Below are 10470 nucleotides of genomic sequence, written 5' to 3'. Positions count from 1 at the left end.
AAAGCGGTGTGTCAGTCAAAAATATTTGGCTGACACACCGCTTTCGCGAGCAAGCCCGCTCCCACATTGGATTGAGGGTGGTTAAAAGGCTTCGGGTTCGATGCCGGTGAAGCTGTCGACGGTGATATGGCTTCCCAGCTCCCCACCCTCGCGCGCCAGGCCGCAGGTCTGCAGGCCTGCCGATTGAGCGGCATCCAGCTCCTCAACGATGTCGGACAGAAACAGAATGTCCTGCGGTTCGACACCAATCGCCTGTTGAATGTTGGTGTAAGACTGCGCCTCACGCTTGGGCCCCGACGTGGTATCGAAATACCCGCTGAACAGCGGTGTCAGATCTCCCGCCTCGGAGCAGCCGAAGATCAGCTTCTGCGCCTGGATCGAACCCGACGAATACACAAACAGTTGATAACCGGCCTGATGCCAGCGCTTGAGCGCTTCAACGGCATCCGGGTACACGTGGCCCTTCAACTGCCCGGCGTGATAACCCTGCGCCCAGACCATGCCTTGCAAGGCTTTGAGCGGCGTGGCTTTGCGATCTTCCTCGATCCAGCTCAAGAGAATTTCAACAACCCGTTCAACATCGGCCTGCGGTGCATTGCTGTCGCGGCGCACGGCGTCGAGTTGCTCAGCCACATCGGCACGTTCGGCGTTCTGCCGAACAAAATCCGGCAGGTGTTTGGCCGCATACGGGAACAGCACATCAAAAACGAAACTCACCGCGCTGGTGGTGCCTTCAATGTCAGTGACAATGGCTTTGATCGGCATCGGCTCAGTCCTCCAGACGTGGGAAGCGCCCGGCGATGTCTTCGCCGGTGAAATTCGCGACCCAGCCTTCCGGGTTGTTGAACAGACGAATCGCCACGAAGTGCGGGTGCTCGCCCATGTCGAACCAGTGCTTGGTGCCGGCGGGCACAGAGATCAGGTCATTCTTCTCGCACAGCACCGCGTAGACGTAATCGTCGATGTGCAGGGTAAACAGGCCACGGCCAGCGACGAAAAAGCGCACTTCGTCTTCGCCATGGCGGTGTTCTTCAAGGAACTTGGCGCGCAGTTCGGCTTTTTGCGGGTGATCGCTGTTGAGGCTGATCACATCGACGGTGATGTAACCGCGCTCGGTCATCAGCTTGTCGATCTGCTCCTGATAGGCGCTGATCACCTCTTCCTGGCTGGCGCCGGGCTGGATCTTCGCGGCGGCTTGCCAGCGGTCGAAGCGCACGCCCTGCTCGGCGAGCGTCGAGGCGATGTCTTCGAAATGGGTCAGCACCTTGTTCGGAATCTCGGGGCTGGATACGTGATAGACGGACAGGCTGCTCATGGGCAATTCCTCGGTATCGGCCTTGCCGTCCGGTTCTTGCAGACCGGTCGGGCAGTGCATTTCATCAGGCAAATGGGCGGCTTCGGGTGAAGTCAGCCTTGGCGGTTCATGACGCTGCGGGTTTTCAACTCGCATTCAAACAGAAATTCGAAGGCCTCGATCTGCCGCAGGGCATCGCTCATCTGCGCGCCCCAGGTGTAGAGGCCGTGGCCGCGAATCAGATAACCGACGCAATCGGGATGGGCGTCGAGCCAAGGCTGCACCTTGGCGGCGAGGCGCGCAATGTCCTGATCGTTGTCGAAGATCGGCACGCGCACCCGCGATTCGTGGGTGGAGATGCCGCTGAAGGCTTTTTGCAGTTCGTAGTCTTCGAACTCGATAAAGTCTTGCGGCGTCAGGCGCGACAGCACCGTGGCGTTCACCGAGTGGGTGTGCAGCACCGCGCCGATCTCCGGGCGCCAGCTGTAGAGCTGAGTGTGGAGCAGGGTTTCGGCCGAGGGCTTTTTGCCCGGTTCCAGGCTGTTGCCGGACAAATCCGTGGCGAGCACGTCGTCCAGGCCCAACTGGCCCTTGTGCTTGCCGGACACGGTCAGCAGCGCTTCGCTCGGCGACAGACGCGTCGAGTAATTGCTGCTGGTGGCCGGCGACCAGCCGCGACCATAAAGAAAACGCCCGGCGTCGACGATCTGCTGGGCGAGCTGTTCACGCGTAAGGCTCATGGCCTGTCCTCTTGCATACGTGTGGCAATGATAACGGCAGCAGCGAGCGCCGCGAGACTGGCAATACTAAAGGTCAATGTCGCACCGAGGGCATTCCAGCTGTAACCGGAATACAACGCGCCCAGCGCGCCACCGGTGCCGGCCAGCGCCGCGTACAGCGCCTGCCCCTGACCTTGCTGACGCGCACCGAAGCTACGTTGCACGAACGCGATGGCAGCCGCATGAAAGCTGCCGAAGGTCGCCGCGTGCAGCACCTGGGCCAACAACAGTACCCAGAGGAATTCGGCGAACGAACCTAGCAGCAACCAGCGCAGCGCCGCCAGCAGAAAACTCGCCATCAGCACCCGACGCAATGAAAAGCGCACGAGAATCCGGCTCATCGCCATGAACATCAGCACCTCGGCGACCACGCCCACGGCCCAGAGCATGCCGATCGTGCCACGGCTGTAACCGAGTCGTTCAAGGTGCAAAGTCAGAAACGTGTAATACGGGCCGTGGCTCATCTGCATCAGCGCGACGCAGGCGTAAAACGCCAGTACACCGGGACTGCGCAGCTGCTTGAGAAAGCCCTCCCCGCTCGGCCGATTACCTTGCGGTGGCTGCGCGTTCGGCACCCACAGGCTGCTGAGGACGATGCCGGCCATGATCAGCACCAGCGCCGCCGGGTAGATATCCAGGCTCAGCCATTCGAACAGTCGGCCCAGCGCGACCACGGTGATGATGAAACCGATCGAGCCCCACAGGCGAATCTGGCTGTAGCGCGCGGTTTGCCCCTGCAAGTGCGCGAGGGTGATGACTTCGAATTGCGGCAACACCGCGTGCCAGAAGAATGCGTGCAGCGCCATGACCATCGCCAGCCAGGCGTAGGTCTTGCTGACGAAAATCAGCGAGAACGTCAGCAGCGTACACACCGCACCGAAGCGCACGATGGCCAGGCGTTTGCCGGTGTAGTCGCCGAGCCAGCCCCAGATGTTCGGCGCCACACAGCGCATCAGCATCGGGATCGCCACCAGCTCGCCGATGCGCGCAGGGCTGAAGCCGAGATGATCGAAGTACAGCGCCAGAAACGGCGCTGTCGAGCCGAGCAAGGCGAAATAGAACAGATAGAAACTGGACAGCCGCCAGTACGGGAGCGCCGCCACGGTCAGACCGCGACGGCTTGGCGATCAACCATCAAAGCTGACCCAGCACCGGGGTGCTGACGCGCACGTCGGCGTTCTGCCCACGATGACGCAGCAGGTGATCCATCAGCACGATGGCCATCATCGCTTCGGCAATCGGCGTGGCGCGGATGCCGACGCACGGATCGTGACGGCCCTTGGTGATCACGTCGACCGGATTGCCGTGGATGTCGATCGAACGGCCCGGAGTGGTGATGCTCGACGTTGGCTTGAGCGCCAGATGCGCGACGATCGGCTGACCGGACGAAATGCCGCCGAGGATGCCGCCAGCGTTGTTGCTGAGGAAACCTTGCGGGGTCAGTTCATCGCGATGCTCGGTGCCGCGCTGGGCGACGCAGGCGAAACCGGCGCCGATTTCCACGCCTTTCACCGCGTTGATGCTCATCAGCGCATGCGCCAGTTCAGCGTCGAGGCGGTCGAAAATCGGCTCGCCGAGGCCCGGCATCACGCCTTCGGCGACTACGGTGATCTTCGCCCCGACCGAGTCCTGATCGCGGCGCAACTGGTCCATGTAGGCTTCCAGTTCCGGGACCTTGTCCGGATCCGGGCTGAAGAACGCGTTCTGTTCCACCGAATCCCAGGTCTTGAACGGGATTTCGATCGGGCCGAGCTGGCTCATGTAGCCACGGATGACGATGCCCTGGCTGGCCAGATACTTTTTGGCAATCGCACCTGCCGCCACACGCATCGCGGTTTCCCGCGCCGAGCTGCGACCGCCACCACGGTAGTCGCGCTCGCCGTATTTGTGGTGGTAGGTGTAGTCGGCGTGCGCCGGGCGGAACAGATCCTTGATCGCCGAGTAGTCCTTGGACTTCTGGTCGGTGTTGCGGATCAGCAGGCCGATCGAGCAACCGGTGGTGCGGCCCTCGAACACGCCGGAAAGGATTTCGACTTCATCGGCTTCCTGACGCTGGGTGGTGTGACGGCTGGTGCCTGGCTTGCGCCGATCGAGGTCGCGCTGCAGGTCTTCGAGGGAGATCTCCAGGCCCGGCGGGCAGCCGTCGACAATGGCGACCAACGCCGGACCATGGCTCTCGCCAGCGGTGGTGACAGTGAACAACTTGCCGTAGGTATTGCCGGACATGCAGGACGCTCCGTGAAATCAAACCCGAATTCGTGATGCGCGCCAGTATACGCAGGCTAACCGAGTAGTTCATCCTCGAACCTTAGTGGTGTTGGTGAGTCCAACCGGCACCTTGGCGAATGATGGCGTGATGATGCTGCGAGTTCTGATCTTGAGTCTTACCCTGTTTACCGGTTTTGCCCACGCGACTGTCCTGCAGCGCCCGATCTCTCTGGATACCGGGAGCGGTGAACTTTTCGGCTCGCTGTTGCTGCCAAAATCCGACAACCCAGTGCCGGTTGTCCTGATCCTTGCCGGCTCCGGTCCTACAGATCGTGACGGCAATAACCCCGATGGCGGGCGCAATGACAGCCTCAAGCGGCTGGCCTGGGTGCTGGCCAAACACAACATCGCCAGCGTGCGCTACGACAAGCGCGGGGTGGCTGCGAGCCGGCCGGCCACACCTGACGAGCGCAATCTGTCGGTGGAAGGCTACGTCGACGACGCCGTGGCCTGGAGCCAGAAGCTGAAAAACGACCCGCGCTTCGGCCCGTTGATTCTGCTCGGTCACAGCGAAGGTGCACTGATTGCCACCCTCGCCGCCCCGCGTGCCGACGCCGCTGCGCTGATTTCGCTGTCCGGCAGCGCCCGCCCGGTGGATCAGGTAATCCGCGAACAACTGGCCCGCAGCCTGCCGCCACCGTTGATGTTGCGCAGCAACCAGATTCTCGACAGCCTCAAGGCCGGTCACACCGATGCCGACGTGCCGGCGCCGTTGCAACCGATCTTCCGCCCGAGCGTGCAGCCGTATCTGATTTCGCTGTTCCGCCAGGACCCGGCCAAGGCTTTTGCGCAACTGAAGATGCCGGCGCTGATCGTCCAGGGCAGCAACGACATGCAGGTCGGCGTCGGCGATGCGCAGGCGCTGAAAGCCGCCAAACCCGACGCCGAACTGGTGGTGATCGAAGGCATGAACCACGTCATGCGTATCGTCCCCGCCGATGTGAAGCGGCAATTGGCCTCGTACAAAGACCCCAATTTGCCACTGGCGGCGGAATTGGGTGGGAAACTCATCGAGTTTATTGACGGACTTCACACCCGTTAAACGGCGTTTACCCTCTAGTCCTGCAAAAAGCGGCCGATAAGCCTTTGTCGCCAGCGTACCGGCTGGCGACAAGCAGGGCTTGGACAGGATCTCGCCGTTATGACTGATACCCCGACTTCACCCGACACCACCGCTGAAAAAGACGCACCGCCAGCGGTCGAGCTGCCATGGGCGGACGTCAGCGTCGAGCACCACAAGATGCTCCGCCTGGCCCCGTTGCAGACTGACCGTCACACCGGTGGCCGGCCGTTGCGCTTTGTCGAGTTCGGCTACGCCGAGCGCAACAGCAAAGAACACAGCCTGATGCGCATGGCGATCAAACTGCCCGGTCAGCGCGTGCGCAAAGAGCAGAACCACCTCGACGTGTGGGTCGATCACACCAGCAAACGTGTGCACTTCGGTCCCGACAGCGGCTTGCAGATCGAACCGTTGAACCGTGGCATCGGCCGTTTCATGGCCGCGCAAGGCATCAACTGGGCGAAAAAACGCTGGCCCGCCTACACCGTCGACGGCATGGACTTGAACAACAAGGACGCGCTGAACGAAGACACCCGCCTGCGTCGCGATCACTTCTTGCGCGTGCATGGTTTTGACGTGGTTTACGCCGACGCCCAGCATTTGAAGGGCAGCGTCAAAGAGGTACAGGTCGGTGACCTGTTGGGCGACTGGAACAGCGAGAAGCTGCAGATCGTCGAGATTCTCGAAGCGGCGCAGATGCTGCAACAGGCCGAGCAGAACCTCGCCGAGCAGGAAGTGAAGCTGAAGAAGCAGGAAGACAAGGTCAGCAAGTTCAAGCGTGAAGACGCTGGATTGCGCTTTACCATTACCTGTCTGGTGGCGTTTGCGGTGTTTCAGGCGGGATTGTTGATCTGGATTGCTACGCACCGCTGAAATCAGCGTTGACCTGTGGCGAGGGAGCTTGCTCCCGCTCGACTGCGAAGCAGTCGTAAAACATGCACATGCGGTATGTCTGGTGCACCGTCATTGCATATTTTGGGTCTGCTTCGCAGACCAGCGGGAGCAAGCTCCCTCGCCACAAAAGTCAGTCAGGTCAGACGCGGGAAGCGAACAAGGCCTGATGATCGCGGCACTGCTCCGCCGTCAGCATGAACACACCATGCCCGCCGCGCTCGAATTCGAGCCAGGCAAAATCGACTTCCGGGTACAGCGCTTCGACGTGCACCTGGCTGTTGCCCACCTCAACGATCAATAGCCCCTTCTCGGTCAGGTGATCCGCCGCTTCGGCGAGCATCCGCCGTACCAGGTTCAGACCGTCATCTCCGCAGGCCAGGCCCAGCTCCGGTTCGTGCTGGTATTCGTCCGGCATGTCGGCGAAATCTTCGGCATCAACGTACGGCGGGTTCGACACGATCAGGTCGAAACGCTGCCCCGGCAGGCCATCGAAACCATCGCCCTGCACGGTGTACACACGCTCATCGACGCCATGGCGCTCGATGTTCTGATTGGCCACTTCCAGCGCTTCGAACGACAGGTCCGCCAGCACCACTTCAGCGTTCTGGAACTCGTAGGCGCAGGCGATACCGATGCAGCCCGAGCCGGTGCACAGGTCGAGGATGCGTGCCGGCTCGTCGCCGATCCACGGTGCGAAGCGGTTTTCGATCAGCTCGCCAATCGGCGAACGCGGGATCAGCACGCGCTCATCGACGATGAACGACATGCCGCAGAACCATGCCTCACCCAACAGGTACGCAGTCGGGATGCGCTCTTCGATGCGGCGCTTGAGCAGGCGTTGCAGGTTGACCAGCTCGTCGTCTTCCAGCGCACAGTCGAGGTAGCTGTCGGCGATCTCCCACGGCAGGTGCAAGGCACCGAGCACCAACTGCCGGGCTTCATCCCAGGCGTTGTCGGTGCCATGGCCGAAAAACAGATCCTCCCCATGGAAGCGGCTGACGGCCCAACGGATGTGGTCGCGCAGGGTACGAAGTCGGGAAGTGATCACGGGGCAGAACTCCAGAAAAAACGACTGGCGATTCTACCAGCCAAAACGCGTCACGACGACGCGGGAAACATTCGCGGCCGACAGTAGGACTTTTCTGTTTTTTGCATCAGCTATTGAACAGAACGTGTAACTTGACAAGGCTGCAGGCCAGTAACGACGCTGCCTGCGATGGTAGCGGTTCACAGAACCGCTCAGCCAGAGGACAATGCCGCAAAAGCCCCACCCCAAGGAGCCCCGAATGTCCGTTCCAAAAACGATGTTTCAACTCAGCGGCCGCGGTTACGCAGCGGCCACACTGAGCCATGCCACCGTGGTCATCATCGATGCCCAGAAAGAGTACCTCAGTGGCCCGCTGGCCCTGAGCGGCATGGACGCGGCCGTCGCGAACATCAAACAACTGGTCGCCGCGGCCCGTGCAGCCGGTCGGCCGATCGTGCACGTGCGTCATCTCGGCACCGTCGGTGGCCTGTTCGACCCGCAGGGCGAACGCGGCGAATTCATCCCCGGCCTTGAGCCACAAGGTGACGAAACCATCATCGGCAAACTGCTGCCGAGCGCGTTCCACGGCACCGAACTGCTCGACCGTTTGCAGAATCTTGGCTCGCTGGACCTGATCGTCTGCGGTTTCATGAGCCACTCCAGCGTCAGCACCACCGTGCGCGCGGCGAAGAACCTGGGCTTCCGTTGCACCCTGGTCGAAGACGCCTGCGCTACCCGTGACCTGCCGTTCAAGGGCCGCGTGCTCAGCGCCGCCGTGGTGCAGGAAGCGGAAATGGCGATCATGGCCGACAACTTCGCCACCCTTGCCCTGACTCAAGATCTGATCTGATCTGCTCTGATGAGCGGCTCAGCACGCCGCTCATCCGCAAAAGCCTCGCATTTGCTTCAATTGCCTTAGCCTCAGGAACAACCCGGTCAACTCCCGGTCGAAGGGCCGATACCCATTGAGGAAGGTCGGAATGAAGTTATCCGATGGATTTGACGCACGCCGCTTGCGGCCCAAAGGCCAAAGTAACTGGCGTTTTCGATTCGGCGCATCGATCGCCGCCATTCTGGCGACGTTCGGTGTGCTGCTGGCGATGGCCGGTGCCGCCAGCCTGCTGGGGCGCCCGCCGGCGCTCGGCGACTTGAATGCCACGCCGACGGGTTCGGCGATCATTCTCGCGGTCGGCTTGTTGTTCCTGTATTTCGGCGTGGCCCTGTGGCGTCGATGCCGGCGGCGCGCCCGGCAATCGCGGGAGCTGAACATGTCCCCGCACCTGATGAAAAAACACGACTGACTCCACGGCCTGGCTTTTTGCCGGGCCGTTTTGTTTCGACTTGGGTAAACTGGCCGCCCTTCGCGGAGGCTGACATGCAAGACGACGATTTTTCCCTGTTCAAAAGTGCGATCCAAGGCGTCAAGCCGATCAAGCACGACCGCGCCGACACCGGCAAACCCAAGGCTGACCGCGCGCAGATCGCCAAACTGCGCCAGTCCGCCACCGTGCGCACCGACACCACCACCGTGGATGGCCTGTCCGATCAGTTCGTGATCGACGTCGGCCCCGAAGACGAGTTGATGTGGGCCCGCGACGGGGTGCAGGAAAGCCAGATGCGCAAGCTCAAGATCGGCCAGATCCCGTTCGAAGGCAGCCTCGACCTGCACGGCATGAACGTCGAAAAAGCCCGCGAGACCCTCTGGGCGTTTCTCGCCGAAGCGACCAAATTCGAAATCCGCTGCGTGCGCGTCACCCACGGCAAGGCCGTGCGCCTGGACGGCAAGCGGCCGATGATCAAAAGCCACGTCAACACCTGGCTACGTCAGCATCCGCAAGTGCTCGGTTTCACCTCGTGCCAGGCGAAACACGGCGGTGCCGGTGCGGTGTACGTGATGCTCAAACGCACGATGATGGAAGGCCGCGACGAATAATCGCGTTACACCGAACTTGCAGGGTTGTGTCCGCCACCGTACCCTTGCCCTTTGCGAAAATCCCCACAGGTAGTTTCATGTCCCTGGAACAGAATTACACCGCGATTCTCGGCCAACTGGGCGAGGACGTGTCCCGCGAGGGCCTGCTCGACACGCCAAAGCGTGCCGCCAAAGCCATGCAGTACCTCTGCCGCGGTTATGAACAGACGCTCGAAGAGGTCACCAACGGTGCCCTGTTCAGCTCCGACAACAGCGAAATGGTGCTGGTCAAGGACATCGAGCTGTACTCGTTGTGCGAACACCACCTGCTGCCGTTCATCGGTAAGGCGCACGTTGCGTACATCCCGAGCGGCAAGGTGCTGGGCCTGTCGAAGGTCGCGCGGATCGTCGACATGTACGCCCGCCGCCTGCAGATCCAGGAAAACCTCAGCCGCCAGATCGCCGATGCGGTGATGCAAGTCACCGGAGCACTGGGCGTGGCCGTGGTGATCGAGGCCAAGCACATGTGCATGATGATGCGCGGTGTCGAGAAACAGAATTCGTCGATGATCACTTCGGTGATGCTCGGTGAGTTCCGCGAAAACGCGGCGACTCGCAGCGAGTTCCTCAGCCTGATCAAGTAATCGGCTGCAGAAAAAAACCGGCGTTGATCGCCGGTTTTTTTTCGCCCGTGAAAAATCGGGTAAGCTGCGCGCCCTTCTCTCTTTGCACCGTGAGGCTTTCAACGTGTTCGTAAAAGCGCTTCGTGTCGGCCTTGGCCAACTGATCATCTTCATTGACTTCATCACCCGCCCGGGCAAGAAACAGCGCCCGGCCGAGGTACAGGCGCAAGTCAACGCCGCCGCCAAAGGCCTGACCCTGTATCAGTTCCACGCCTGCCCGTTCTGCGTGAAAACCCGTCGTACGCTGCGTCGCCTGAATGTGCCGGTCGCACTGAAGGACGCGAAGAACAACGAACAGGATCGCCAGACGCTGCTGGACCAGGGCGGCAAGATCAAAGTGCCGTGCCTGCGCATTGAAGAGAATGGGCAGACGACCTGGATGTACGAGTCCAAGGTAATTATTGATTATCTGGATAAGCGTTTCGCGGCGGTCTGAGTCTTTTTGGGTGCATTTGAAGGCCCTATCGCGAGCAGGCTCACTCCTACAATTGGAATGCGTTCTCCTGTAGGAGTGAGCCTGCTCGCTATGAGGCACTTGAGGGCATCATAAATC

13 protein-coding genes are annotated in these 10470 nt (G+C 61.1%); 7 read left to right on the top strand and 6 right to left on the bottom strand.

Annotated elements, in window-relative coordinates; genetic code table 11:
* Positions 1-81: 81 nt before the first annotated feature.
* The 5 genes from mtnC to aroC form a co-directional block, all read right to left on the bottom strand.
* Positions 82-765 (bottom strand): acireductone synthase, encoded by a 684-nt coding sequence (gene mtnC, locus QMX91_RS24995; RefSeq protein ID WP_027613328.1) that lies wholly within the window; start codon positions 763-765, stop codon positions 82-84.
* Between the two features lie 4 nt (positions 766-769).
* Entirely contained in the window at positions 770-1315 is a 546-nt protein-coding gene (locus QMX91_RS24990) for an acireductone dioxygenase (RefSeq protein WP_027613329.1), read from the bottom strand.
* Positions 1316-1407: 92 nt separating this feature from the next.
* On the bottom strand, positions 1408-2034 hold the full coding sequence (locus QMX91_RS24985) for a methylthioribulose 1-phosphate dehydratase (RefSeq protein ID WP_007959997.1): 627 nt from the start codon (positions 2032-2034) through the stop codon (positions 1408-1410).
* Positions 2031-3176, bottom strand: a complete 1146-nt coding sequence (locus tag QMX91_RS24980; RefSeq protein WP_135295282.1) for an MFS transporter — start codon at positions 3174-3176, stop codon at positions 2031-2033. The genes QMX91_RS24985 and QMX91_RS24980 overlap by 4 nt, the downstream gene beginning before the upstream one ends.
* Positions 3177-3207: 31 nt before the next feature.
* On the bottom strand, positions 3208-4299 hold the full coding sequence (aroC, locus tag QMX91_RS24975; RefSeq protein ID WP_027613332.1) for a chorismate synthase: 1092 nt from the start codon (positions 4297-4299) through the stop codon (positions 3208-3210).
* A gap of 130 nt (positions 4300-4429) precedes the next feature.
* Here aroC and QMX91_RS24970 point away from each other — a divergent pair, with 130 nt between their 5' ends.
* On the top strand, positions 4430-5383 hold the full coding sequence (locus tag QMX91_RS24970; protein ID WP_134785824.1) for an alpha/beta fold hydrolase: 954 nt from the start codon (positions 4430-4432) through the stop codon (positions 5381-5383).
* A 99-nt stretch (positions 5384-5482) separates the two neighbouring features.
* Positions 5483-6274 carry a hypothetical protein gene (locus tag QMX91_RS24965; RefSeq protein ID WP_150369873.1) on the top strand — a complete coding sequence of 264 codons (792 nt, stop codon included), beginning with the start codon at positions 5483-5485 and terminating at the stop codon, positions 6272-6274.
* A 160-nt stretch (positions 6275-6434) separates the two neighbouring features.
* On the opposite strand, the gene prmB is transcribed toward QMX91_RS24965, so the two are convergent.
* Positions 6435-7343: a 50S ribosomal protein L3 N(5)-glutamine methyltransferase gene (gene prmB, locus QMX91_RS24960; RefSeq protein WP_086794742.1), complete on the bottom strand. Its 909-nt coding sequence runs from the start codon at positions 7341-7343 to the stop codon at positions 6435-6437.
* A gap of 238 nt (positions 7344-7581) precedes the next feature.
* Here prmB and QMX91_RS24955 point away from each other — a divergent pair, with 238 nt between their 5' ends.
* The 5 genes from QMX91_RS24955 to QMX91_RS24935 all read left to right on the top strand — a co-directional run bounded on the left by QMX91_RS24955 (position 7582) and on the right by QMX91_RS24935 (position 10353).
* Complete coding sequence (locus QMX91_RS24955; RefSeq protein WP_003223193.1) at positions 7582-8172, top strand: cysteine hydrolase family protein; 591 nt, start codon at positions 7582-7584, stop codon at positions 8170-8172.
* A gap of 130 nt (positions 8173-8302) precedes the next feature.
* The gene (locus QMX91_RS24950) at positions 8303-8623 is read left to right on the top strand and encodes a hypothetical protein (protein WP_098967923.1); all 321 of its coding nucleotides are present in this window, start codon (positions 8303-8305) and stop codon (positions 8621-8623) included.
* A 74-nt stretch (positions 8624-8697) separates the two neighbouring features.
* Positions 8698-9255 carry a Smr/MutS family protein gene (locus QMX91_RS24945; protein ID WP_096797013.1) on the top strand — a complete coding sequence of 186 codons (558 nt, stop codon included), beginning with the start codon at positions 8698-8700 and terminating at the stop codon, positions 9253-9255.
* 77 nt (positions 9256-9332) lie between these two features.
* Positions 9333-9878 carry a GTP cyclohydrolase I FolE gene (folE, locus tag QMX91_RS24940; RefSeq protein WP_003442011.1) on the top strand — a complete coding sequence of 182 codons (546 nt, stop codon included), beginning with the start codon at positions 9333-9335 and terminating at the stop codon, positions 9876-9878.
* 103 nt (positions 9879-9981) lie between these two features.
* Positions 9982-10353: a glutathione S-transferase N-terminal domain-containing protein gene (locus QMX91_RS24935; RefSeq protein ID WP_007960660.1), complete on the top strand. Its 372-nt coding sequence runs from the start codon at positions 9982-9984 to the stop codon at positions 10351-10353.
* The last annotated feature ends 117 nt before the right edge of the window (positions 10354-10470 follow it).

It is taken from the genome of Pseudomonas sp. PS01299 (assembly GCF_029960145.1).
Classification (GTDB): Bacteria; Pseudomonadota; Gammaproteobacteria; order Pseudomonadales; family Pseudomonadaceae; genus Aquipseudomonas; species Aquipseudomonas putida_A.
This window is presented reverse-complemented; position numbering and strand designations above follow the sequence as displayed.